Source organism: Candidatus Methylomirabilota bacterium, from assembly GCA_035936835.1.
Classification (GTDB): Bacteria; Methylomirabilota; Methylomirabilia; order Rokubacteriales; family CSP1-6; genus AR37.
The window spans coordinates 22,439-45,165 of sequence record DASYVT010000017.1 but is presented as its reverse complement, the minus strand read 5'-3'; the positions used below and the strand labels follow the sequence as shown (position 1 = coordinate 45,165).

Below are 22,727 nucleotides of genomic sequence, written 5' to 3'. Positions count from 1 at the left end.
CTCGGCCTGGGTCGGCGGAGCCACGCCGTCCTCGAAGCCTTCCATGAGGGGCGTGCCATCGGGCGCGGCCATGCTCGAAAGGAGCGCCGCCAGCTGCCAGTTGGGATTGGGCGCGGCGAAGTTTCCCGAGTGGAGGTCGCGCCGCGCGGACTCGATCGTCAGCTCGAACTTGAGGACTCCCCGCGCGCCGAAGCTGATGGTCGGCCTGCCGCTGCCGTGCTTGGGGCCGTCAGTGACGAGGACAAGGTCCGCTTTCAGCAGGTCCTTGTGCTTCTCCGTCAACGGGCCGAAGAACGGGCTGCCGATCTCCTCCTCGCCGTCGAAGATGAACTTGAGATTCACCTTGGGGGGCAGACCGAGCTCGTCCATCAGGGCCAGGGCTTCCAGGTGGCTCCAGATGGGCCCCTTGTCGTCGGAGGCGCCGCGAGCATACACGCGCCAGTCCGTGAGCGCTTCGGTGGGCACACGGTCGAAGGACACGAACGCCGCGTCGTCGGCATCGCCGACCTTGCGGAAGACGGGCTCGAAGGGCGAGGGCTGGAACCACTCCTTGGCGGGAGCCGGCTTGGTGTCGTAGTGGCAGTACACGAGCACGGTGCGTCTGGCTCCGGGCGTGCGCCGCTCGCCGAACACCGCCGGGCCGCCGCCGGTCTCCAGCACCCGCGCCTCGAGCCCGCGTCTGCGCATGAGAGCGGCCAACCATTCGCCGCCCGCGCGCACGCCCTCGGGGTTCTGGCTCACGGTGTTGTGCCTCAGGAATTCGAGGAAGCCTTCCAAGATTCCACGACGCTTCGCGATCAGCCGCAGGTCGAACGCATCCCAGGTGGTCATGCCCGCTACGATAACCCGGGCGGCCCGCCCGCGTCTGCCCTCGTTGACGCGCCAAGGAGGCGCGTGCTAGCGTCCGTCCGGCCGTCCTGCGATGCCAGCCGAGATTTTCGTCCTCAAGCTCGTCGTCACCCCGCTGCTGATCGCCGCGGCGACGCTGTTCGCCCGCCGCTGGGGGCCGGGCGTCGGCGGCTGGCTCGCCGGCTTCCCGCTCACGTCCGGGCCCGTCTCGGTCTTCCTTGCCCTGGAGCAGGGACCTGATTTCACGGCGGGCGCGGCGGTGGGCACGTTGTTCGGCCTGACGGCACTGGCGGTCTTCTGTCTCGCCTATGGTTGGGCCGCGCGACGCGTGGGCTGGGCTGGGAGTGCGGCGGCCGGCCTGGGCGTGTTCGGCGCCTGCCTGGCCGTGCTCAGCGCGGCCCCGGCGTCGCTTCCCGCCGCCTTCGCTCTCGTCTGCGTCACCCTCGCGCTGGTCGCCGCCCTATTGCCCGCGACGACAACCGGCAGGAGCAACGTGAAGCCGCCGGCATGGGACCTCCCGCTCCGCATGGCGGTCGCGACCGCCGTGGTGCTGCTGCTGACCGCGGCGGCCCGTCACCTCGGTCCGACGATCAGCGGGCTTCTCTCTCCGGTGCCCGTCTTCCTCCTGGTCCTGGCGGTCTTTGCCCAGCGATCACAGGGGCCCGCGGCATGCGTCCGCGTGCTGCGGGGCGGCGTCATGGGCTCTTTCGCCTTCGCGGTGTTTTTCCTCCTTGTGGGCGCTCTGCTCGGCCGGTTGGGGATAGGCGCCACGTACGCGCTGGCCTCTCTCGCCACGCTCGGCGTCAACGGTGCGATCCTGGGGGTGGGGCGCCGGTTCCTCCGGTAATCGGCCGGCGGGCTTCTTACTTGTTGTTGGCTTCGCCTCGCCCCTATGATGGATCGCGGAGGAGCGCGCATGGGCATACCCTTCATGATCTTCCTGGCCGCGGTTGGGGCGGTCGTCGTCTTCGTCATCGTCAGCTACAACCGGCTGGACTCGCTCACGCAGCGATCGCAGTCGGCGTGGTCGGACGTGGACGTGCAGCTCAAGCGGCGCACCGATCTCGTGCCGAACCTGGTCGAGTCGGTCAAGGGCTATGCCGCGCACGAGCGGGGCACGCTCGATGCCGTTGTGAAGGCCCGCGGGGCGGCCGTGGCGGCCCAGACGCCCGAGTCCCGCGCCCAGGCCGAAGGGCAGCTCAGCCAGGCCCTGCGCGGCCTCTTCGCGCTGGCCGAGTCCTATCCCGACCTCACGGCGACGGCCAACTTCCAGTCGCTCCAGGCCTCGCTCGGCGCGATCGAGGAGGCGATCCAGAACGCCCGCCGCTACTTCAACGCCGTCGTCCGTGACCTCAACACTGCGATCCAGGAATTCCCGTCCAATCTCGTCGCGGGCTTCTTCCAGTTCCGCCCCCACGCGTACTTCGAGCTGGACCGACCAGACGAGCGGCAGGTCCCGAAGGTCTCCTTCGGAGGCTAGGCGTATCAAGCGCCTCCTCCTTGCCCCTGCGCTCGTAGCGGCGCTGGCTGCATCGGCGGGAGCGCAACAGCGCTTGTTCGCGATCGACCGCTTCGCCGTCACGCTGGAGGTTGGGGCTGACGCCACGCTCCGCGTGCGGGAAGCCATCACGGTTGACTTCCGCGGCGCCCACCAGGGTTTCTTTCCGCACGATCCCCGTGCGGTACCACCGCGCCCTGGCCCAGTACCTCACCGAGCGGAGGCTCTGGCATCAGGCCCTAGCAAGGTGGGAGGCGGTGCTGGCCGAGGCGCCCCGGGATGCAGAGGCCCACTTCTCCCACGGCAGCGTGCTCGACGGCCTCGGGACCGGAGACCGCGCGCTGCAGGCGTATCGACAGACGGTGGCTCTCGACGGAACCGGGATCGTGTATCGCCTTCGGCTCGCGCAGCGCCTCTGGGAAACGGAGCAGTACTACCAGGCGATGAATGAGTGGCGCAGCGTCCTCGCCCAGGACCCCGGGATCATCGAGGCCCGTCTGGGTCTGGCCCGCGCCTATGCGATGGCTGGCGATCGGCTCAAGGCTGCCCAGGAGTACGCGCGCATGCTTCAGATCGCTCCCGATCAGCCCGAGGCGCGGCGGGAGATGGCCCGCTTGGGTCGAGCTGTGGGAAGGTAGGCCGGGGCGCCCGCCGAAGCCCGCGGCCAGCCGAAGCCCGTGGGAGGTTGAGACCGAGGCGCCGTGACCCTGCCGACGTCACGGTGGTATGATCAGCGTGCGCCATGTTCGACATCGGCCTTCAGGAGCTGATCCTCATCTTCGTGATCGCGCTCCTCGTCTTCGGCCCGAAGAATCTGCCCCAGCTCGGCCGCTCGCTGGGCCGGGCCATGCGCGAGTTCAGGCGGGCGAGCGACGAGTTCCGTTCGACGATCGAGACCAATCTCCAGATCAACGAGCCCGACCCTGTGCCTTCGACGGCGGCCGAGCCCGTGGCTGGCGAGGCGGCAGTGGGAACGAGCGCGGCCGCCGCCCTTCCCGATTCGGTGCTCGACCCGCACGCGCCGGTCGAGATCGGCGGCGTGGAGGCTCCGCCGGGGGAAGCCTTCGTCGCCCAGAGGGGGGCTCGGCTCTTCCATGCCAGGGATTGTGGGTGGGTGCGCCGGATCGCGGAGCCCGAGCGGACCTACTTCAAGCGCCCGGCTGAAGCCAAGGAGGCGGGTTTTCAGGCCTGCCCGTCCTGCGAGCCGTGGGAGCCGGCCTAATTTTTTTGCTTGGCTAACTCAACGGGTGTTGACTATTATAGTGTTGAGTAGACGGGCTCGGCCACGGACGACCAACGCCAGGAGGGCGGCCATTGAAGGAGATGACGCAGCGGCAGCGCGAGGTGCTGGGCTTCATGCGGGGCTTCTCGGACAAGCACGGAGCGCCGCCCACCGTGCGCGAGATCGCCGAGCGGTTCCGCTTCACGCCGCGCGCGGCCTTCGATCACCTGCGCGCGCTCGAGCGCAAGGGCATGCTGCAGCGGCGGGTGACCGACAAGCGCGTGTCTCGCATGCTCGTGCTCACGGACCGTGGCCCCGAGCGGGCGCGCAGGGAGCGGGAGATCCCCATTCTTGGCAAGATCGCGGCGGGCGCTCCCATCTTTGCGGTCGAGAATCAGGAGGACGTGATCCCGGTGCGGCCCGAATGGCTGGCGGCCAAGGGCGGCGACGTCTTCGCCCTTCGGGTGCGGGGGGACAGCATGATCCAGGCGCACATCGCCGACGGCGATCTGGTTCTGGTGCGCAAGCAGGAGTCCGCCGCGGCGGGCGACATCGTGGCGGCCATGATTGATCAGGAAGCGACGGTGAAGCGCTTCGCCACCGAGGGCGGCACCGTCGTGCTCAAGCCGGAACATCCCACCATGAAGCCCATCGTGGTGGATCCGCAGCGCGCGGACTTCCGCATCCTGGGCAAGGTCATCGGGCTCATCAGGGAGATGTGAGGAGGCAGGACATGCTGGCAGCGAAGAGAACGGTCAAACATGCGAGGCGGCGGGCGGTGTCGGTACGCCCGCGCCGCAGTGTCTACGTGGGCAGCGCGGTGACTCGTCGTGCGTCGTCCAGAGTTTTTTTGACCCGCACAACTCAACAGGTGACGTCGAGAAAGCTGCTCGGCGACTGCCTCGGCGCTGCCGTCACGCTCGCCGGGGTCGCGGGCTGGGCGGCACTGCTGATGCTCTTGGGAGCCTAGACGGCTGGCGCTTGCCGGCCGATGCCCGAGGCTTGACCCGTTCAGCCGCGCGCCGATAAACTAGCGCACCTATGACTGCTCGCGTATCGACGGGTCTCGAGCGGCTGGATGCGATGCTGGGCGGCGGGCTCCTGCCCGGTACGCTCTGCGTCGCCTACGGTGCGACGGGCATAGGCAAGACGCACCTCGGACTCCACTTCGCCCACGCGGGTGAGGTTGCCGACGGGGCGCCGGGCATCTTCTTCGACATGAACGCGCGAGGCGACTCGCAGCGGCACTCCGAGTACGCGTCCCGCCTGTACGGGTGGACTCTCCGGCGGTGGACGCACACGGTCATGCCCATGGCTGATCCGTACCCCTCGGCGGAACAGATGACGGCCCGCTATTGCGACGCGCTCCCGTGGGTGGGCAAGCTAAGGGACTACCAGGTGCCCACCTCCGACGGCGGGCTCGAGCTGGACTGGAACTGGAAGTCCGAGTACAACCACTCGATGTACACGGTCCGGCCGTTCATTTACTTTCACCTGGGCGCCGGATGCCGGCGCGTCGTGGTCGACGGCGTCGAGCCGATGGACGTGCCAGGCGACTACATCCAGCCGTTCCTCTTCGATGAGCTGTACCGCAAGGCCATCCACCGCGACAGCGAGACGCTGGGGATGGAGATTTGCCTGCCCGTCTGGAAGCATCGCGACTTCATCGACAGCCACCGCTACGACCACCCGTCCGTCACCACCCTGCTCCTGGTGACGACCGAGGAGACGCGGCTCGAGCACCTGATCGCGCGCAAGGTCGCGTCCGGGGACATCGGCGCCGTCGCCAACACCATCCTCGCCATGGGCAGTGAGCGCGTGGGCAACCGGCTCGGCCGTTTCCTCTGCGTCGTCAAGCACCGGGGCAGCGCGAAGAGCGACGAGATCGAGGAGTACAGGGTCACGGAGCGCGGCATCGAGTTCGTGTAGCCGCAAAATGGACGCGCGGATCCTCGAGGCCGGGCGCGCGCGGGCTTTTCGTCACGCGCGGGGACTGCGCGTGCGATCGGCGCGGACGGCCGCGGCTTTCGTGAACCAGGTCGGCGTCTGCTCCACGTTCTACCGCTTTCCCGACGGGCTCGCGTGCCTCTGGGAGGCCGTCGCGGGCCGCGAGCGCCCGCGCTGGCCCCGCCACTCCCATCACGACGCCGGCATCGGGCTGACGTGGGAGCTCAAGGACACGCTGCCCGCCACGCGGCGCTGCTACTACGGCAAGCTCGTGAAACACCGCCCCGTCCTGGTCGCGCTCGACCTCTTGCCGGCCTTCTACGCGCTCGTGCGCGGCCGCCAGCGCGCCCGCGATTTCGGGGCCGAATACCGCGCGGGGCGGATGTCGGCGACGGCCAAGCGGCTCATGGACAGCTTCTTCCGCGAGAGTCCGCAGTACACGCGCGGCCTCAGGGCCGACACCTTCATGCTCGAGCCCGGCAAGACCCGCGAGTTCGAGCGCGCGATGGCGGAGCTCCAGCAGGGCCTCTGGATCGTCAAGACGGAGGAGCGCTACGAGCCGAGCTTTTCCTATCGCTGGGACCTCCTCGAGCGCTGGCTGCCCGAGCAGGTCGCCGAGGGGCGGAGGCTCGGCCGAGCCGCGGCGCTCGACCGCGTCGTTGCTCGCTACCTTGGCGGTGCCGTGTACTCGACTCCCAAGCGCATGGCGCGGCTCTTCGACCTTGGGCCCGCCGAGACGGCGCAGGCCGTCGCCCGTCTGGCGAGAGCCGGCCGCCTCCGCGTCGACGTCGAGGTCGACGGCTGGCCTGGCACCTGGGTCGTGAGCGCCTGATGCAGGCACCGGAGGGTTTCCGCTACATCGACATCCACACCCACCTCCACCCGGAGCGGCTCTCCCGCGCGATCCGGAAGTGGTTCGCCGAGCGCTCGGACTGGAAGCTCGAGTACCCGACCGAGCCCGAGCTGGTCGCCGCCTTTCTCCGAGACCACTTCAAGGGCTTCAAGTTCCACATCAATGTCCAGCGCTTCTTCCCCGACGATCCGCGCGTGCTGCCGGTCTACGAGCGCCTGCTGGCCCTCGACCGGTTCCTCCTGATTCACGTCGGCTCGGCGCCCTGGCCGAACGCCTTCGACGGGTTCCCGCGCTTCGCCCGCGTCATGGACATGTTCCCGCGGCTCAAGGTGGTGGTGGCCCACATGGGCTCGTTCGAGACGCGGCAGTTCATGCAGCTCATGGAGCGCTGTCCCAATCTCTACCTCGACACGACCATGGCCTTCGCGCCGGTGCGACCCGAGCACAGGGCGATCGACACCCGCCTGAACCGGATCTCCGTCACCAACGACGACCTGCTCCGCTGGCAGGACAGGATCGTCTTCGGCAGCGACTTTCCGAACCTGCCGTACGCGTACGAGGAGGAGCGGGAGGCCTTGTGGCTGCGGGACCTGCCGCTGCCCGTCTACCGCAAGATCTTCCACGACAACGCTGCGGCGCTCCTGGGGCTCGCGTGAGCATGCCCGGGCGGGTGGCGCTCGACGCCTTCGGAGCCGGCGCCCGGAGCGCGCTCGAGGCCATGGCGCGTGCCCTGGGCGCCGAGGGCCGGGCCTTCCTGGTCGGCGGCGCCGTGCGCGACGCGCTCGCGCGAGTCGGAGCGGGGGACCTGGACATCGCTGTGCCGTCCGGAGCGGTTGCTCTCGCGCGCGAGCTGGCGGACGGGCTCGGGGCAGCCTTTCACGTGCTCGACGAAGCGCGCGGGGCGGGCCGCATAACGGGCGGAGGGGAGCATGCCTGGCGGGGTCCGCAGATCGATATCGCGGACTTCCGGGCGCCCGACCTCGCCGGAGATCTCCAAGGTCGAGACTTCACCGTCAATGCGCTGGCCGTCGCGGTCGTGCCGCTCGTGGTCACGGGCGAGGCGGAGGTGGAAGATCCGACCGGCGGCCGGGCCGATCTCGCGGCCCGCGTGGTGAGGCTCTGCGCGCCTCGCTCGCTCGAGGACGACCCGGTCCGCGTCCTTCGCGCAGCCCGGTTCGGCGCGCTGCCGGGCTGGGGGCTCGATCGATCGCTCGAGGGCGCCGCGCTCGCCGCCGCGCCCGCCCTCTCGCGAGCATCCGCCGAGCGGCTGAGGGACGAGATCCTCGCACTGCTCGCGGTGCCGGCGTCGGCAGTTGGCCTCCGCGCGCTCGACCGCTGGGGCGCGATCGACATCGTCCTGCCGGAGAGCCGGGCGATGAAGGCCACCTCCCAGTCAGAGCCGCATCGCTTCGACGTCTGGGAGCACAGCCTGCGGGCCGTGGAGGCGGCGGATCTCCTCATAGCCCGTGTAAGCGAGCTCGAGCCGCGGGGCGAGGCGCTCGCGGCACACCTCGGAGAGCCGCTCGGCGACGGCGCCACGCGGCGAGAAGCGCTCAAGCTGGCGGCGCTGCTCCACGATGTCGCCAAGCCGGAGACCCTGACCGTCGAGGGCGGGCGCACGCGCTTTCTCGGCCACGACGCCCGTGGCGCCGCGCGTGTCATCACGATCGCGGAGAGGCTCCGTCTTTCGGGCCGGATGGCGGGGGTGATCGAGCGCCTCGTCCGCCACCATCTCCGCCCCATGCACCTGGCCCAGTCGGGCGGCGTGAGTCGGCGCGCGCGCTTCCGATTCTTCCGCGACCTTGGCGACGACGCCCGCGACCTCCTGCTCCTCGCCGTGGCCGATGCGGCGGCGCTTCGGGGCGACTCGCCACTGGAGGTCTGGGAGGGCCCCGGCGGCGGTATCGTGCGCGAGCTGATGGCGGGGCATGACGAGGAGGCCGCAGCGCTGTCCGCGCCTCCCCTTGTGGACGGCCGCGACGTGATGGCGGCCCTGGACCTGCCACCGGGTCCTGAGATCGGCAGGCTGCTTCGTCTTCTCCGCGAGGCACAGGCGGTCGGGGCCGTGACGACGCGGGACGCGGCACTGGCCTACCTCAGGCGGATGCGGGCCGACCCGCTTGACACCTCCGGGCCCGCCCCCTAAAGTAGGGCCGCTCGTCGCATCTACTGTTCCGCTATCCCAAGGAGGCAGACATGATCTGCACAGGTCTCTGCGCGGCCCTCGCCGCAGCGCTTGTCGCTGTCTCGGCACCGGCCGCCGGTTGGGCAGCGCCCGCGGGCAAGGTCGTCATCGCCCAGGGCGTGGATCCGACGACGCTCGACATGATGAACCAGCAAGAGCAGCCGGCATCGAACGTCGGCGCCCAGATGTTCGACATGCTCGTCGAGCGCGACCAGAGCATGAACCTGGTCCCCGGGCTGGCCGCTGAGCTGCCGAAGCTGGTGGCGCCGACCGTCTGGGAGATCAAGCTGCGCAAGGGCGTCAAGTTCCACAACGGGGAGGACTTCAACGCCGACTCGGTGAAGTTCAGCCTGGAGCGGCTCATCAACCCCGCCAACAAGCTGCGCGGCTCCTCGTCGTTCGCCCCCATCGACCGCGTCGAGGTCGTGGACCCCTACACGGTGAAGATCCACACCAAGAAGCCGTGGCCGGTGTTCGCGAGGTTCATGGCGCAGCGCCAGGCGTCGATGTATCCGCCCAAGGAGTACGCGGGCAAGGAGACCGCCGCCATCTCGCGGAACCCCATCGGCACCGGCCCCTACAAGTTCGTGCGCTGGTCGAAGGACGAGGAGATCGTGATGGAGGCCTTCCCCGGATACTGGCGGGGGGCGCCGAACATCAAGACCGTCGTGTTCAAGCCAATCCCCGACGACGCTGTCCGCGTCGCCGCCCTTCAGAACGGCGAGATCGACGTCGCGGTCAACATCCCGCCGCACCTGGCCCCCATCATCGAGAAGCACCCGAAGATCTTTCTGAGCACCGCGCCGTCGATCCGTACGATCCAGCTCATGATCTACACCCACCAGATGGACGCGAGCCACAAGCCGACGGGGCCGTACAATGGGCCCACCGCCGACAAGCGGGTGCGCCAGGCCATCGCCTACGCCGTCGACGCGGACGAGATCATCAAGGGCGTGATGGACGGCAAGGCGGTCCGGGTGGCGACGATGCTACCCAGCATGCACTTCGGCTACGACCCCTCGCTGAAGCCGATCAAGCAGGATCTGGTCCGGACCAAGAAGCTCCTTGCCGATGCCGGCCTTCCGAACGGCGTGGACATTGTCCTCAACGGTCCGCAGGGGCGCTACGTGCGCGATAAGGAAGTCGCGGAGGCGGTGGCCGGGCAGCTGACGAAGGCGGGGATCCGCACGACGCTCAGGACGTTCGAGTTCGTCAACTATCTGAACAACCAAGTGTACGTGCACAAGGCCGGCCCCGTGTGGCTGATCGGGTGGGGGCATGGGACCATGGATGCCGAAGCGATCTACGTGCCGCTCTTCAAGTCGCCCAATCTCTTCGTCAACTGGCACAACGAGGACTTCAACGGGATGGTCGAGGAAGCGCAGACGCAGATGGACGAGAAGAAGCGCCTCGCCCAATACCATCGGATCAACAAGCTGTGGATCGAGGAGGTCCCGGCGGTCCCGCTCTACCAGCAAATCGACCTTTACGGCGTCAACAAGCGGGTGGCCTGGAAGGCGCGGAGCGACGAGCTGATCAAGGCCTACGACATGTCGCTCAAGTAGCGGGAATTGACTTCAGGAGGGCGGGGGCTAGAATAGCCGTGAACGCGGCCGTAATTCAGTGGCAGAATGCCAGCTTCCCAAGCTGGACGTCGCCGGTTCGAATCCGGTCGGCCGCTCCATTCGAGAAGGGGGGTTACGGGCGTCGGCCGTAGCCCCCTTTCCCTTTGTCACGGAGGCAAGCCTACATGCCCAAGCCAGAGTTGGAGTTCTTCAAGCCCGACCATATTCCCTGGGAGCCCGTCGCAGGCTCGGCCACGGGCGGAGCGGGAGGCGCAGGCGTCAGGCAGAAGATCTTGAGCAGGAACGAGGAAGGAGACGTGACACGCCTGCTCCGGTTCGACACGGGCGTCGAGACCACGGAGACGATCACGCACGATTTCTGGGAAGAGGTCTGGATCCTCGAGGGTGAGCTCGTCGACCTCGGGAAGAAGCAGACCTTCACGGCGGGGATGTACGCGTGCAGGCCGCCGGGCATGGTCCACGGTCCGTACCGGGTGCCGAAGCGGTGCGTGACCCTCGAGATGCGCTACTTCACGCGGTAAGGCTCAGGCGGGGCCGAAGCCGATGGCCGTCTGCTCTCCCGTGACGATCGGGCGAAAGCGCACGGGCAGATCCGCGCGGAGCGAGTCGAACGGGATGTCCACGATCCGCCCGAGCAGGGAGACGCCCTCGTCGAGCCGCACGACCGCGACCGCGTAGGGCGCCTCGGCGCCGCGCCCCCGGGGGGCGACCCGGATGACCGTGAAGGACGTGATGCTCCCAGCGCCGCCGAGCGGCACCGGCGCCCAGTTCCGCTCCTGGCAGGTGGGGCAGAATTCCTTCGGCGGGATGGCGAGTTCGCCGCACTTGCCGCACCGGATGCCGGTCAGGCGGCCCGCGCGCGCCTCCTCGAAGAAGTGCTTCAGCGTCAGCACGTGGTCAGCCACGGCCGAAGAGGCTCACGAGCACGGTGGCGGTGTTGCCGCCCAGCGTGTGGGTCAGGCCCGTCCGCGCGCCCTCGACCTGGCGCGGCCCCGCCTCGCCGCGGAGTTGGGTCGTGATCTCGGCGATCTGGCCGGCGCCGGTGGCGCCGATCGGATGCCCCTTGGCCTTGAGTCCGCCCGACGGATTGACGGGGATCTTGCCCCCGAGGCTCGTCCAGCCCTTCTCGGCGGCCACGCCGCCCAAGCCCGGCTCGAAGAAGCCCAAGCCCTCGGTGGCGACGATCTCGGCAATGGTGAAGCAGTCATGGAGCTCGACGACATCCACGTCGGCGGGGGTCTTGCCGGCCTGCCGGTAGACGGCGGCCGCCGCGCGCTCGGTCGCCATCACCCGCGAGAGGTCGCGCTTCTCGTGCATGAACATGGTGTCGGAGGCCGCCTGGGTCCCGAGCACCCAGACGGAGCGGGGCCGCTTGCGCGCGACCTCCTCGGCCGCCAGGACCACCGCGGCGCCGCCGTCGGTGAACGGACAGCAGTCGAGGAGCTTGAGCGGGTCGGCGACGTAAGCGCTCTTGAGCACCATGTCGACCGTGATCTCCTTGCGGAACTGTGCCTTGGGGTTCAGCACGCCGTGGCGGTGGTTCTTGACGGCCACGTGGGCCATCTGCTCTTCGGTCGTGCCGTGCTTGTCCATGTGGGCGCGGGCGATCAGCGCGAAGACCCCGGGGAAGGTCAGGCCGACGCTTTGCTCCCACGAGGCATCGGAGCAGTAGGCGAAATACTCGGTCGCTGCGTCGGTCGGGATGTTCAGCACGCGCTCCGCGCCGCCGACCATGACGATGTCGGAGACGCCCGCGCCGATCTCCATGACGGCGTGACGGAAGGCCGCGTGGCTCGTGGCGCACGCGTTCTCGAAGCGGGTCGTCGGGATCGTCGGTATGCCCAGGAGCGTCGCCGCGAGCGGGCCCATGTGCAGCTGCTTTTCGCCCTCGCCACCGGTGACATTGCCGTAGTACAGGGCCTGGATCGCCGATGGGGCGACGTCGGCGTCGCGGATGGCGTCCCCAGCCGCCTCGGCGAAAAGCTCGGCGCTGGTGCGGTCGTGCTTCCCGAATTTCGTGACGCCCACCCCGATGACGGCGACGCGGCGCATTGATCCTCCTCGATTAGTGGAGTGACGGCTCGACTCCGGTCATCATGATACTCGCGCGCGAGGGGAGTCAAGTGCTTCTGGCCGCGGTCCGGGGCGCCGTGGTAGGGTTCGGGGTCATGAAGGGAAGGACGGTGTGACGCTCGAAGAGGGACTGGTCGCGCTCCTGGCCGCCGCAGCCGCCATCCTGCTCTTCCTGGGGCTGGCCCAGGCTCTCGACGCCCGCCCCGCGCGGTCCTCGACTCGACCGCGGCGGCGATCGAGCGTGAGGCCGACTACGAATGCGGGGCCCGCACCGCCGGAGGTCCCGCCCCGAGCGCCGTACATTGGCCCCGAGCGCCGTCGCGCGCATCGGCCCGGCTCGCGTCCTCGTCCGGCGGCTTCTGCGTCCCCTCCTTCGGAGTCGCGGACGAGCCAGCCAGATCTGGCCCTCGCTCCCGAGGCCCAGCCGGTCGCCGCAGCCGCGGCGCTGCCGCTCCCGCCGGACCCTTCGCTCGACGCACTCGAGCGCGCACTGGCGTTCCAGCAGGAAGGGCAGCATTCGCAGGTCATCGAGGCCGCGGTGCCGCATCTCGAGGCGGGCGGGCCGGCCGAGGGGGCCGAGCCTTCCTTCATCCGGGCCGCGCTCTGGACGGTGGTGGGCGTGTCGCGCCACGTCTTGGGCGATATTGAGGGCGCCCAGGGGGCGCTCGACGCCGCGGTCCGCGCGGCGCCCGACGGCGTCTCCGAGGGCTGCCCGCAGCGCATCGCCGCGGCGGCGGCGACGTCGGCGCGCCAGCTCCTGGCAGCGGCGGATGCCATGTCAGCCACTTCCGGGGAGCGCGTGGCGGTGCTCCGCATGGCCGTGCTGTGGCTCGAGTGGCGCATCGTCGCCGCGCCGGCCACCGAGGACGAGTCGGTGCTCCTCGACCGCGCGCGCGAGGCCCTGTGGGACGGCTACGCGCTCGCGGGCCGCGGGTTGATGCGGCGGCGGCAGTTTTCCCAGGCCCGTGAGCTCGTCCGCCAGGCCCTCGACTCGGAGGACCTGCCGGCCCCGCGCCGGGCGCCGCTGGCGGAGCTGGCGGCGCGGTGCATCGTCCGCCAGATCGGGCGCCTCATCGCGACCGCCCGGGGCACCGAGACGACGGCGGCAGACGCGCTCGACGCCCTCGAGCGCGCTCGGGAGATTCTGGCCGCGAGCTCGGTGGATGTCGTCACCCCGGGGCGGTGGCACGGCGCCAACCGTCGGATCTGGAACGGCTACATGCGGTGCGGTCGTCGTGACATCGTGGCCTTCGAGCTCGAGGCGGCGCTGCGGCCGCTCTTCCGCGCGCTGCACCTCCGCGACATCGACCTGGGCCTCGAGCGCAAGACCCGCGAGCTCCTCGCCCGGACTATCGAGCGGATCTCGGACGGTGCCGGCGAGACGATTGACCGCCTGCTCGAGGCAGGCGACCGCGACGCGGCCATGCAGCGATGGCAGGACGTGCGGGGGATCATCCAGAAGGCGCGCGACCAGGGACTCTCGCACGAGGAGCTGACCCACGCCTTCGGGCGTGCCCAGCAGATGCTCGAGCAAATCGAGGCGACGAAGGGATGACGGGCGCTCTCGGCCCCGCGCTAACGCTCGGGCAGATGCTCGACCAGGCGGCCGCGCGCGATCCGTCGCAGGAGGCGGTCGTCTTCAAGGACGAGCGGGTGTCCTACGGCGCGCTGAAGGCCCGCGCCGATGCCTTCGCCCAGGGGCTCCTGGCGCTCGGCATCCGGCCCGGCGACCACGTCGTGCTTTGGATGCCGAATCGCGTCGAGTGGAACGTGGCCACCCTTGGAATCGCCAAGGTAGGCGGGGTGACGGTGACGTGCAACAGCCGCTACAAGGCCTTCGAGGTCGAATACGTCCTGAGACAGTCCGACGCCAAGGCGCTCATCCTGCTGGACCATTTCGATGCCGCGGGCGTCGACTACATCGGGATCCTGCGGGAGATCTGCCCTGAGATCGACCGGCCTGGCGACCGGCTTATGAGCGCGAGCTGTCCGGCGCTCAGCCACGTGGTCGTGCTGGGCGATCACGTCCCGGCCGGCTGCCGATCCTGGGCCGAAGTCGAGAGACTGGGATCTTCGAGCGGTGCCGGGGCCCTCGATCGGATCCGCGTCAGCCCCGATGACGCCGCCGCGATGCTGTACACCTCCGGGACCACGGGCGAGCCGAAGGGGTGCCTCCTCACTCACGGCAACATCTACTACAAGTGCCGCGTGTACCAGGACCTCCACGGCTGGACGGCTCGCGACCGCTACCTCGTGCCTGTGCCGTACTTCCACATCTTTGGGTCCATGGGTGGCGTCGCGGCCAACTGCCTCGCCGGCTCCACCCAGGTGGTGATGGACGTCTTCGACCCGGCCGAGGCGATGCGGCTCATCCAGGCCGAGCGGGTCACGATTTTCTCGGGCGTGCCGACGATGTTCATCACCATCCTGGGCCACCCCTCTTTCGGCCGGTACGATCTCGGGTCGCTGCGCACCGGCTCCATCGGCGCGGCGCCCGTGCCCGTGGAGATCATGCGGAAGATTCTCGACCGCGACCGCGGCCTCGGCATGAATGCCCTCGTCGTGTACGGGTTGACCGAGGCCACGGGCGGCACCCACTGGACCCGTCCGGGGGACCCCATCGAGAAACGGGTGTCCACGGTCGGGCTCCGGACCCCGGAGATCGAGGACCGCATCGTGGACCCCGTCACCGGCGCCGAGCTCGGAGCCGGCCAGGAGGGCGAGGTCTGCATCGCGGGCCCGACGCTGATGCGCGGCTACTACGGCAAGCCGGAGGCGACGGCCGAGAAGATCCGCGGCGGGTGGCTCCACACCGGAGACATGGGGGTCAAGGACGCCGACGGCTACCTGCGCATCACGGGCCGCCTCACCGACATGATCATCGTCGGCGGCTTCAACACGTACCCGGCGGAGATCGAGAACTTCTACCTGCGCCACCCCAAGGTGCTGGATATCTCGATCGTGGGCGTGCCCGACCCCGTTATGGGCGAGGCGGTCATGGCGTTCGTCATCCCGAAGGCGGGCGAGACGCTCACGGCCGAAGAGGTCTCCGACTTCGCGCGCGGCAAGATCGCGAACTTCAAAGAGCCGAAGTACGTCGAGATCGTCGAGAGCTTTCCGCTGACAGGGTCGGGGAAGGTGCAGAAGTTCAAGCAGAAGGCCTATGCGGTCGAGAAGTACGACCTCAAGGAGCCGGTGTAGCGTTGCGCTAGTGCTCCCTCATGAGCGGGCCCTTCGTCACGGGCTGCCCGGCATTTCCCGATCCGTTCCGGATGGTCTCCAGCAGCTCCAGGGGGAGCTTCAAGAAGGTCTCGACCACCGCGGGGTCGAAGTGCGTGCCGGAGCAGCGCTCGATCTCGCGGCGGGCCGCCTCGAAGGAGATGGCGACCGAGTACGGCCGGTCGAACGTCATGGCGTCGAAGGCATCGGCGACCGCGAAGATGCGCGCGCTGAGCGGGATCGTCTCGCCGCGGAGCCCCGCCGGGTAGCCCGTCCCGTCCCACCGCTCATGGTGGTGGTAGACGATGGGCACGGCGCCCCGCAGGAAGGGAATGGGCTCGACGAGCCGGCGGCCCAGGTCGGGGTGGGTGCGCATGATCTTCCACTCTTCCGGCCCCAGCGGCCCCGGCTTGAGCAGGATGCCGTCGGGGATGCCGATCTTTCCGATGTCGTGGAGCAGCACGCCGTGTTCGATGTCGCGCATCTGGCTTTCCGGCAGGCTGTGGGCCCGCGCGAGCGCGAGGGAGTAGCCGACGACCCGACGCGAGTGCGCGTGCGTGCCGACGTCCCGCGTGTCGAGCGCCGAGCCCAGGGCCTCGAGCGTCGTCCGATAGGTATCCTCGAGCTCATTCAGCGCGGCGGCCAGGTCCCTCGTCGCCTCGGCCACGCGCCGCTCCAGCAGCGTGTGGTACTCGCGCCGCTCCATGAGCAGCTGCCGCCGCTCGAGCGCCCGCTCGGCCGCGATGAGGACCTCCTCGACGTTCACGGGCTTGACGATGAAATCGTACGCCCCGCACTTGAGGCTTTCGATGGCGGTCTTTACGTCACCAACGCCGGTGATGACGATGATCGCCGCGTCGCCGTCTATGGCTCGGGCGCGCTTGAGGAACTCGAGCCCGTCCATCACGGGCATCTTGATGTCGGTCAACGTCAGGGGCGGGCGCTCCCGCTGGAAGGCGTCCAGCCCCTCGCGCCCGTTGGCCGCCACGCGGCACTGGTAGCCGTCGGTGACGAAAACCTCGCGCAGGGCGCCGCGGACCTTGGCGTCGTCCTCGACGATGAGCACCTGCCTGGGGACCGAGGGCTCGCTCATTCGACCTTGGCCTCGGAAGCCGCGGGCTGCGCCACGACGACGTCCTCGTGGACTGAGACGCGGTTCTTGCCGGCGCGCTTGGCCGCGTACAGCGCCTCATCGGCGGCCTGGATCAGGTCGTCCGCCGTGGGCGCCACGTCCTCGGGCAGGGAGGCGATGCCGAAGCTCGCCGTCACGCGCCGACGGTGGCCGAACTGGTACGAGGAGAGCACGTAGCGGATTCGGTCGGCGTACAGCCGCGCGCCCGCCTTGGAGGTCTCGACCAGGAGGACGGCGAACTCGTCGCCGCCGTAGCGGCAGATGACGTTGATGCCGCGCGAGTGCCGGAGGAGAATCTCGGCCATGCCCCGCAGCGTTTCGTCGCCTGCGGCGTGGCCGAGCTCGTCATTGACAGATTTGAAGGCGTCGAGGTCGAGGAGCACGACCGAGACGGGGTGGTTGAAGCGGCGGTACCGCGAGACCTCTTCCTCGAGACGGATCGAGAAGAAGCGCCGGTTGTAGAGCCCCGTCACCTCGTCCTTGAAGGAGAACTCCTTGAGGCGGGCGTTGGTGGACTCGAGCTCCTGGTAGGCGTTGTCGAGGCGCGTGGCGTAGCGGTCGAGTGCCGCCGCCTGCTGCTCGATGGGCGCGAGCATGCGGGAGAAGGAGTGCAGCAGCCCGTCGGCGTCGTCCAGATTTTTCGACGCCGCCTGCGGGCGCTCTGGCGCCGGCGCGGGCGTCTGGGCGGCCGGCTCGGGGCGAGGGAGCGCGCGCGTCAGACCCCAGATGAGCACGCCGCCCACCGCCATCAGGAGCCCGGTGAAGACGAGCAGGGCCTGAAGCCAGGGCAGGTCGCGGACCTGCCGGGTGTGGTCGAGCAGCGGCAGGAGATACGCGTAGAAGCTGTAGGCGACCACCATAAGCGGGATGAAGGAGGTCAGCCACAGGGCGAGCATGATGGTGCGCCGTGCGCCGCCCGCAACCAGGGTGGGCTCCTCGGGCTTGGGTCTCACCGCTCGCTTGGCCTGAGCCATTTGGTAAATATTGGCTGGCGGTTAGTGGATAGTCAAGGAACCACCCCGCCGCCTTGACTGCGCCGCGAGGCCTAGGATACCGTATCGGGGCATGGCGACCGAGCCAAAAGTGTTCATTCCCGACAGGGAGATCGACTGCATCGGGCTCTTCTGCCCAATGCCGATCGTCAAGACCCGCGAGGCCATCCGGGTCATGCGTCCCGGAGAGCTTGTGGCCATGCTCTCGGACGATCCGGCCTCGGACGCCGACATGCGGAGCTGGTGCCAGATCACCGGTAACGAGCTGGTGGAGGTCTCGCGGGAGGACGGCGTGTACCGCTTCCTGGTCAGGAAGACCCGGTAGCGGCGTGGAGCGCGGGGGCGCTGCTCCCGACAGGGTCTACCTCGACTACGCGGGGTTCTCGCCGGTAGATCCGCGCGTCCTCGCCGTGATGCGGCCCTTCCTCGAGGCCGGCATCGGCAATCCTTCCGCGCCCCACTCCCTCGGCTCCGAGGCCCTCGAGTCGCTCGAAGCGGCCCGTGCCAAGGTTGCCCGGCTCGTGGGCGGCGCGGCGCCGGGCGTCATCTTCACCTCGGGCGCCACCGAGGCCAACAACCTCGCGATCCGCGGCATCGCGCTGCGCGGCGGCGACAGGCCCCGCCACGTCGTCACGTCGGCCGCGGAGCACATCTCGGTGCTCAACGCCTGCCGCGATCTCGAGAAGGCCGGCGACGCCGTGAGCATCCTTCCTGTCGATGCCGAGGGACGCGTCGATCCCGAGGCGGTGAGGACGGCCCTGCGGCCCGAGACCGTCCTCGTCTCGATCGGCGCCGCCTGCGCGGAGATCGGCACGCTCCAGCCGCTGGGCGACATCGCGCGGATCACGCGCGCGGCGGGCGTGCCGCTCCATGTGGATGCCGTCGGCGCCCTGGGGCGGGTGCCGTTCGCCGCCGAAGCCGTGGGCCTCGACCTGGTGACCCTGTCGAGCAACGATCTCTACGGCCCTCCGGGAGCGGGGGCGCTCTGGGTCAGGCCGGGAATCAAGCTCCTGCCGCAGATGTTGGGAGGCGGGCAGGAGGGCGGCTACCGATCCGGCACGGAGAACCTGCCCGCCCTGGTCGGGCTCGGCGTTGCGGCCGAGCTGATGCGGGCCGAGACGGGCCACGGCGAGCCCGCGCGCCTCGCCGCGCTCCGCGATCGCATCGTGGACGCGCTGGCCGCCTCCATCCCGGACTGCCGGCTGACGGGCTCGCGCGCGGAGCGGCTGCCTCACCACGCGAGCTTCGTGTTCCGAGGGGTCAAGGCCGACAGCGTGCTCCTCGACCTGGATCTCTGCGGCGTGGCGGCCTCGTCGGGCTCGGCCTGCGCGCAGCGGACCGGCACGCCGTCCCAGGTGCTCCGGGCCATCGGCTGCGCCCCCGAGGAGATGGAGGGCTCGCTCTGCTTCACGCTGGGCCGCTGGAGCACGCTCGCCGAGGTGGACGCCGTGCTCGCCCGGCTGCCGCCCATCGTCCTACGCCTGCGCGCGCTCACCCTGCCGGCTCCCCGCTGATCCCCATGCGCCTCGTCCTCTTCGACATCGACGGCACCATCCTGACCGCGCGCGGCGCCGGGCGCCGGGCGCTCGCGGCCGCCCTCAACGAGGTGTACGGGACGGCAGGAGACATCGAGCGGTACGACCTTCGCGGCCGGACGGATCCGCGCATCGTCTTCGACCTGATGGAGGGAGCGGGGCTAAGTCGCCCGGCGGTGCGTGGGCGTCTCGATGCCTGCTTCGAGGCCTATGCGCGCGGGCTCGCGGCGGAAGTCGGCGACGGCAGCGGGGTCGTCACGCTGCCGGGCATCGCCGACCTCGTCCGGCGGCTCGACAGCGCGCCCGAGGCGCTCGTCGGACTGCTGACGGGGAACATCGAGGCGGGAGCGCGGATCAAGCTCGAGCCGACGGGGCTCCAGCCCTATTTCCGCCTGGGCGCCTACGGCTCCGATCATCTCGACCGCAGACAGATGCCGTCGCTCGCCGCGCGGCGCGCTGAGGCGCTGACCGGGCACAGCTTTCGGCCCGAGAAGGTGCTGGTGATCGGCGACACGCCGCACGACATCGAGTGCGCGCGTCACTTCGGGGCCGTCGCGGTCGCCGTCGCGACTGGACAGTACCGGCGCGACGAGCTCGAAGCCTTCAGCCCCGATCTCCTTTTCTCCGATTTCTCCGACGTCGAGGGCGCGCTCGCCAAGCTGTTGTCGCGCTGACGCGCGACGCGGGGGTGGCAGCGCCGGGGGCGCCGATCAACTCGGGCCTCGCCTCACGGCTTCGCCGCTCAGCTCGAACTGCTACCCCCAACAGCACGGGGGTTCGGGGGCATCCCCCGACGCTCCCCCCGCCGCAAATGCAGGACGGGTTCGGAAGTCTTCCGGACGCTAGTGTCTCTGCGACAACGGTGGAAATGTCAGGGCGGGGACGCGGGGCGGGGTGCCATCAGGAGCGAATCCGACGAGCCGTAGCGCGCCCCGAAGCGCAGGGCGACTCCGCCGCGCGAGCCGTCCCGCCACAGGCGGGTGGCGAGCGCACCCCCGTCTCGGGGGATGGGGGGCAGGCGGAGGCGCCCGAGCGAGGTGGCGCGCGAGGCGAGGAGGTTTGAGCGGACGAGGGCACCCCGCCCCGCGTCCCCGCCCGGCCCCGCGTCGCGACCAGTCACGCGCGAGTCTTACGTCAGGGGCTTTACTCCGAGGGTGGCGGCCATGTCGTTGCACTGCTGGACGAGGACGGGCGCGACGGGGATGCCCGTGACGCGGCGGTGCCGCTCCGTCTCCGCCTCGGGCTGGCCGGCCGTGTACACGCGCTCGTGACCGTCGGCCGTCGGCATATCTTGAAGTGCGCCCAGCATGTCGTCCATGTCCGCGGTGAACTCCTCGAGCGGTCGGAACCGCTTGATGTCGATGGCCGCGAAGCAGTGACCCGTGTTGGTCAGCTTCTGCGCGCGCAGTCCCTTCCTGTCGAGGACGTCGCCGTAGACCGCGCCGCCGAGGACGCCCGAGAGAATGTCCACGAGAACGCCCAGGCCATAGCCTTTGTGGCCGCCCAGCTCCCGGCTGCCCCCGAGCGGGGAGAGCAGGCGAGAGGCCAGGACTTTGCGGGGGTCCGTGGTGGCCTGCGCCCGCTCGTCGAGCCCCCATCCCTCGGGGATAGGCTTGTTCCAGCGGAGGGCGATGTTCAGCTTGCCCACCGCGACGGTGGTCGTCGCCATGTCGAGCACGTACGGCTCGCGGGCGGCGGCCGGCGCGGCGACGCTGATCGGGTTGGTGCCCATCATGGGCTTGCGCCCGAAGGTGGGAGCCATGGCCACGAATGGGGAATTGGTGAAGGCGAGCCCGATCATCCCTTGCTTGAGCGCCATCATCAAGTAGTTGGCGCAGGCGCCGAAGTGGTTCGAGTTCCGGACGGCGACGATACCCATGCCGTAGGTCGCCGCCTTGGCGATGGCCAGCTCCATGGCCATGACGCTCGCCGGGTGGCCGAGCCCCTTCTGGCCGTCCACGAGCCCTGTCGCGAGATCGTCCCGGGCGACCGTCGGCTCGGCCCACGGGTGGATGAATCCCAGGCCCGTCCACTCCACGTATTTCGGCAGCATGCCGATCCCGTGCGAGTCCACTCCGCGGAGGTCCGTGCGCACCATCAGATCGGCGGTCAGGCGGGCGTTCTTGGGCGACATCTTGACGCCCTCGAGCACCGACACGATGAACTCGGTCAGGCGCTCATGGGAAACGACGACGGGCTCTTCGGCCATCTCGATTCCTTTCTAGGTGGGCAGTCCTGTGATCTTGATGCCGGAGTTCTTGAGCTTGTAGCGGCGATTGATCGTGGCGAGCACGGCCGTGATGCCTTCGAGCGGGCCCGCATTGGTGAGCGCGCCCACGTCGACGGCGCGGAGACCCATGCCGCTGCCGAGCTCGGCCACGGCGTTCTTCGCGTCCGCGTCCGCTCCGCAGAGGAGGAGATCGCAGTCGATGTCGTGGGCCGTCGCGGAGAGCTCGTGGGCGGCGATGTGGTGGAAGGCGGCGACGACTCTCGCCTCGGGGCCGAGCAGCGCCTGCACCTCCTCCGCGGAGGAGCCCTGGGCGGGCGGGGTGAAGAGGCGCCCGCCGCCGAAGGAGAGCGGCACCACGGTGCTGATCACGACCTTGCCGCGGCAGGCGTCCTTGATCTCGCCGAGCGTGGCGGCGAGGCCCGACGCGGGCAGCGCCAGGACGACGACTTCGGCGGCGGCCGCGGCCTCGCGATTGGACATGCCGCCGACGGCGCGGCCCGCCTGGCCGGAGAGCTCCGCGGCCTTGGCGCGGGCGCGCTCGGCGTCGCGCGACCCGATGATGATCTCGTGGCCCGCCTGAGCCCATCGGAGCGCGAGTCCCGCCCCTTCTTTGCCCGTGCCTCCAAGGATGCCAATGCGCATGCAGTCCTTTCTATCGGAAGAGGTCGCGGGCGGGGTCGCGTAGGAGCGGGCGGCTTCCGCTCTCCCCGCGGGGCCAGTTGAGCCCGCGGATGATTACGACGGGGATGCGGTCGAGCTTGCCCATGATGGGCTCGGCCGCAGAAGCGAGCTCATCGGCCAGCGCCAGGATAGTCGCCTGCAGCACGTGGCCGGCCGGATCCTTCTCGCCCAAATAGCTCTTGAGCGGCTCGAGCCCCGCCACGCCGATCGCGACGTTGGTCAGCCCCTCGCGCCACGGTCTGCCGAACGTGTCGGCGATTATGATGCCCAGGTCGTGGCCCGTCAGGGCCCGCAGCCCATCCCGCAGCTCGCGCGCGGAGCGGTCGGAGTCCTCGGGCAAGAGGCAGGCAGTGTCGGCGTCGACGTTGGACTGGTCCACGCCCGCGTTGGCGCAGATCCAGCCCTGGTGCGTCTCGACGATCAGCACGCCCTTGTCGCGCCGCACGACGCGGCGGCTCTCGCGGAGTATGACCTCGATCAGCCGCGCGTCGCGGCCGAGCTCCTCGGCCATGGCGACCGTCTCAGGCGACGGGGTGATCTCCGCGAGCCTCACGATGCGGCCCTCGGCCTTGGAGACGATCTTCTGGCTGATCACGAGGAGGTCGGCGGCCGCGAGCGGCGTCCCTTGCGCGGCAGCGGCGCGTGCGATGAGGCTCGAGAGGGCCTCGCCCGCGCCGATCTCGGGCAGACCCTCGACGCCGATCACCTCGTAGCGCGGCGGCACG

Annotated in this window: 25 protein-coding genes and 1 tRNA gene; 18 read left to right on the top strand and 8 right to left on the bottom strand. The window is 69.7% G+C overall.

Annotation, left to right across the window (positions count from 1 at the left end; translation table 11 throughout):
- On the bottom strand, window positions 1–831 hold an 831-nt coding region (locus VGV06_01380; protein HEV2053805.1), incomplete at its 3' end, for a M20/M25/M40 family metallo-hydrolase.
- 91 nt (window positions 832–922) lie between these two features.
- On the opposite strand from VGV06_01380, the gene VGV06_01375 reads away from it, so the two are divergent.
- The 13 genes from VGV06_01375 to VGV06_01315 all read left to right on the top strand — a co-directional run bounded on the left by VGV06_01375 (window position 923) and on the right by VGV06_01315 (window position 10,661).
- Window positions 923–1,696, top strand: a complete 774-nt coding sequence (locus tag VGV06_01375) for a hypothetical protein (GenBank protein HEV2053804.1) — start codon at window positions 923–925, stop codon at window positions 1,694–1,696.
- A 69-nt stretch (window positions 1,697–1,765) separates the two neighbouring features.
- Entirely contained in the window at window positions 1,766–2,329 is a 564-nt protein-coding gene (locus tag VGV06_01370) for a LemA family protein (GenBank protein HEV2053803.1), read from the top strand.
- A gap of 197 nt (window positions 2,330–2,526) precedes the next feature.
- Window positions 2,527–2,985, top strand: coding sequence for a tetratricopeptide repeat protein (locus VGV06_01365; protein HEV2053802.1), 459 nt, complete (start codon window positions 2,527–2,529; stop codon window positions 2,983–2,985).
- Between the two features lie 104 nt (window positions 2,986–3,089).
- Window positions 3,090–3,569, top strand: a complete 480-nt coding sequence (locus VGV06_01360; protein HEV2053801.1) for a twin-arginine translocase TatA/TatE family subunit — start codon at window positions 3,090–3,092, stop codon at window positions 3,567–3,569.
- 101 nt (window positions 3,570–3,670) lie between these two features.
- Window positions 3,671–4,291, top strand: coding sequence for a transcriptional repressor LexA (gene lexA, locus VGV06_01355; GenBank protein ID HEV2053800.1), 621 nt, complete (start codon window positions 3,671–3,673; stop codon window positions 4,289–4,291).
- A gap of 11 nt (window positions 4,292–4,302) precedes the next feature.
- Entirely contained in the window at window positions 4,303–4,539 is a 237-nt protein-coding gene (locus VGV06_01350) for a hypothetical protein (protein HEV2053799.1), read from the top strand.
- A gap of 71 nt (window positions 4,540–4,610) precedes the next feature.
- Window positions 4,611–5,498: an ATPase domain-containing protein gene (locus VGV06_01345; GenBank protein HEV2053798.1), complete on the top strand. Its 888-nt coding sequence runs from the start codon at window positions 4,611–4,613 to the stop codon at window positions 5,496–5,498.
- Window positions 5,499–5,505: 7 nt separating this feature from the next.
- A complete protein-coding gene (locus tag VGV06_01340) occupies window positions 5,506–6,348 on the top strand; it encodes a hypothetical protein (protein HEV2053797.1) in 843 nt (280 codons plus the stop codon).
- Window positions 6,348–7,025, top strand: a complete 678-nt coding sequence (locus tag VGV06_01335; protein ID HEV2053796.1) for an amidohydrolase family protein — start codon at window positions 6,348–6,350, stop codon at window positions 7,023–7,025. The genes VGV06_01340 and VGV06_01335 overlap by 1 nt, the downstream gene beginning before the upstream one ends.
- A gap of 2 nt (window positions 7,026–7,027) precedes the next feature.
- Window positions 7,028–8,515, top strand: a complete 1,488-nt coding sequence (locus VGV06_01330; protein HEV2053795.1) for an HD domain-containing protein — start codon at window positions 7,028–7,030, stop codon at window positions 8,513–8,515.
- Between the two features lie 50 nt (window positions 8,516–8,565).
- Window positions 8,566–10,119, top strand: coding sequence for an ABC transporter substrate-binding protein (locus VGV06_01325; GenBank protein HEV2053794.1), 1,554 nt, complete (start codon window positions 8,566–8,568; stop codon window positions 10,117–10,119).
- Window positions 10,120–10,163: 44 nt separating this feature from the next.
- Window positions 10,164–10,238, top strand: a tRNA-Gly gene (locus VGV06_01320).
- A gap of 66 nt (window positions 10,239–10,304) precedes the next feature.
- Window positions 10,305–10,661 carry a cupin domain-containing protein gene (locus tag VGV06_01315; protein ID HEV2053793.1) on the top strand — a complete coding sequence of 119 codons (357 nt, stop codon included), beginning with the start codon at window positions 10,305–10,307 and terminating at the stop codon, window positions 10,659–10,661.
- Between the two features lie 3 nt (window positions 10,662–10,664).
- Here the strand turns inward: VGV06_01315 and VGV06_01310 are convergent, their stop codons facing one another.
- Together VGV06_01310 and VGV06_01305 are read right to left on the bottom strand one after the other, a co-directional pair.
- On the bottom strand, window positions 10,665–11,045 hold the full coding sequence (locus VGV06_01310; GenBank protein HEV2053792.1) for a Zn-ribbon domain-containing OB-fold protein: 381 nt from the start codon (window positions 11,043–11,045) through the stop codon (window positions 10,665–10,667).
- Window positions 11,038–12,192, bottom strand: coding sequence for a thiolase domain-containing protein (locus VGV06_01305; protein HEV2053791.1), 1,155 nt, complete (start codon window positions 12,190–12,192; stop codon window positions 11,038–11,040). Before VGV06_01305 ends, VGV06_01310 begins: the two co-directional genes overlap by 8 nt.
- A 133-nt stretch (window positions 12,193–12,325) precedes the next feature.
- On the opposite strand from VGV06_01305, the gene VGV06_01300 reads away from it, so the two are divergent.
- Together VGV06_01300 and VGV06_01295 are read left to right on the top strand one after the other, a co-directional pair.
- Window positions 12,326–13,768, top strand: a complete 1,443-nt coding sequence (locus VGV06_01300; protein HEV2053790.1) for a hypothetical protein — start codon at window positions 12,326–12,328, stop codon at window positions 13,766–13,768.
- Window positions 13,765–15,414 (top strand): AMP-binding protein, encoded by a 1,650-nt coding sequence (locus VGV06_01295; protein ID HEV2053789.1) that lies wholly within the window; start codon window positions 13,765–13,767, stop codon window positions 15,412–15,414. Before VGV06_01300 ends, VGV06_01295 begins: the two co-directional genes overlap by 4 nt.
- Window positions 15,415–15,421: 7 nt before the next feature.
- On the opposite strand, the gene VGV06_01290 is transcribed toward VGV06_01295, so the two are convergent.
- Window positions 15,422–16,525, bottom strand: a complete 1,104-nt coding sequence (locus tag VGV06_01290) for an HD domain-containing phosphohydrolase (protein ID HEV2053788.1) — start codon at window positions 16,523–16,525, stop codon at window positions 15,422–15,424.
- A complete protein-coding gene (locus VGV06_01285) occupies window positions 16,522–17,538 on the bottom strand; it encodes a GGDEF domain-containing protein (GenBank protein ID HEV2053787.1) in 1,017 nt (338 codons plus the stop codon). The genes VGV06_01290 and VGV06_01285 overlap by 4 nt, the downstream gene beginning before the upstream one ends.
- A gap of 91 nt (window positions 17,539–17,629) precedes the next feature.
- Between VGV06_01285 and VGV06_01280 the strand changes: the two genes are divergently transcribed.
- Genes VGV06_01280 through VGV06_01270 form a run of 3 tightly spaced genes read left to right on the top strand, consistent with a single transcriptional unit; the run spans window position 17,630 to window position 19,765 of the window.
- On the top strand, window positions 17,630–17,881 hold the full coding sequence (locus VGV06_01280; GenBank protein ID HEV2053786.1) for a sulfurtransferase TusA family protein: 252 nt from the start codon (window positions 17,630–17,632) through the stop codon (window positions 17,879–17,881).
- A 4-nt stretch (window positions 17,882–17,885) separates the two neighbouring features.
- Window positions 17,886–19,070 (top strand): cysteine desulfurase family protein, encoded by a 1,185-nt coding sequence (locus tag VGV06_01275; GenBank protein ID HEV2053785.1) that lies wholly within the window; start codon window positions 17,886–17,888, stop codon window positions 19,068–19,070.
- A 5-nt stretch (window positions 19,071–19,075) separates the two neighbouring features.
- A complete protein-coding gene (locus tag VGV06_01270; GenBank protein HEV2053784.1) occupies window positions 19,076–19,765 on the top strand; it encodes an HAD hydrolase-like protein in 690 nt (229 codons plus the stop codon).
- A gap of 455 nt (window positions 19,766–20,220) precedes the next feature.
- Here the strand turns inward: VGV06_01270 and VGV06_01265 are convergent, their stop codons facing one another.
- From VGV06_01265 to cofE, 3 genes are read right to left on the bottom strand one after another with little or no spacing between them, the layout of a single operon-like run.
- A complete protein-coding gene (locus VGV06_01265) occupies window positions 20,221–21,300 on the bottom strand; it encodes an Ldh family oxidoreductase (protein HEV2053783.1) in 1,080 nt (359 codons plus the stop codon).
- A 12-nt stretch (window positions 21,301–21,312) separates the two neighbouring features.
- Window positions 21,313–21,963, bottom strand: coding sequence for an NADPH-dependent F420 reductase (gene npdG, locus VGV06_01260; protein HEV2053782.1), 651 nt, complete (start codon window positions 21,961–21,963; stop codon window positions 21,313–21,315).
- Window positions 21,964–21,973: 10 nt separating this feature from the next.
- Window positions 21,974–22,726, bottom strand: coding sequence for a coenzyme F420-0:L-glutamate ligase (gene cofE, locus VGV06_01255; GenBank protein HEV2053781.1), 753 nt, complete (start codon window positions 22,724–22,726; stop codon window positions 21,974–21,976).
- Between the last annotated feature and the right edge of the window lies 1 nt (window position 22,727).

Coding starts and splice junctions, on each gene's coding strand:
- VGV06_01375 (HEV2053804.1), top strand. CDS start 923: ATGCCAGCCGAGATTTTCGTCCTCAAGCTCGTCGTCACCCCGCTGCTG.
- VGV06_01370 (HEV2053803.1), top strand. CDS start 1,766: ATGGGCATACCCTTCATGATCTTCCTGGCCGCGGTTGGGGCGGTCGTC.
- VGV06_01360 (HEV2053801.1), top strand. CDS start 3,090: ATGTTCGACATCGGCCTTCAGGAGCTGATCCTCATCTTCGTGATCGCG.
- lexA (HEV2053800.1), top strand. CDS start 3,671: ATGACGCAGCGGCAGCGCGAGGTGCTGGGCTTCATGCGGGGCTTCTCG.
- VGV06_01350 (HEV2053799.1), top strand. CDS start 4,303: ATGCTGGCAGCGAAGAGAACGGTCAAACATGCGAGGCGGCGGGCGGTG.
- VGV06_01345 (HEV2053798.1), top strand. CDS start 4,611: ATGACTGCTCGCGTATCGACGGGTCTCGAGCGGCTGGATGCGATGCTG.
- VGV06_01340 (HEV2053797.1), top strand. CDS start 5,506: ATGGACGCGCGGATCCTCGAGGCCGGGCGCGCGCGGGCTTTTCGTCAC.
- VGV06_01335 (HEV2053796.1), top strand. CDS start 6,348: ATGCAGGCACCGGAGGGTTTCCGCTACATCGACATCCACACCCACCTC.
- VGV06_01330 (HEV2053795.1), top strand. CDS start 7,028: ATGCCCGGGCGGGTGGCGCTCGACGCCTTCGGAGCCGGCGCCCGGAGC.
- VGV06_01325 (HEV2053794.1), top strand. CDS start 8,566: ATGATCTGCACAGGTCTCTGCGCGGCCCTCGCCGCAGCGCTTGTCGCT.
- VGV06_01315 (HEV2053793.1), top strand. CDS start 10,305: ATGCCCAAGCCAGAGTTGGAGTTCTTCAAGCCCGACCATATTCCCTGG.
- VGV06_01305 (HEV2053791.1), bottom strand. CDS start 12,192: ATGCGCCGCGTCGCCGTCATCGGGGTGGGCGTCACGAAATTCGGGAAG.
- VGV06_01295 (HEV2053789.1), top strand. CDS start 13,765: ATGACGGGCGCTCTCGGCCCCGCGCTAACGCTCGGGCAGATGCTCGAC.
- VGV06_01290 (HEV2053788.1), bottom strand. CDS start 16,525: ATGAGCGAGCCCTCGGTCCCCAGGCAGGTGCTCATCGTCGAGGACGAC.
- VGV06_01285 (HEV2053787.1), bottom strand. CDS start 17,538: ATGGCTCAGGCCAAGCGAGCGGTGAGACCCAAGCCCGAGGAGCCCACC.
- VGV06_01280 (HEV2053786.1), top strand. CDS start 17,630: ATGGCGACCGAGCCAAAAGTGTTCATTCCCGACAGGGAGATCGACTGC.
- VGV06_01270 (HEV2053784.1), top strand. CDS start 19,076: ATGCGCCTCGTCCTCTTCGACATCGACGGCACCATCCTGACCGCGCGC.
- VGV06_01265 (HEV2053783.1), bottom strand. CDS start 21,300: ATGGCCGAAGAGCCCGTCGTCGTTTCCCATGAGCGCCTGACCGAGTTC.
- npdG (HEV2053782.1), bottom strand. CDS start 21,963: ATGCGCATTGGCATCCTTGGAGGCACGGGCAAAGAAGGGGCGGGACTC.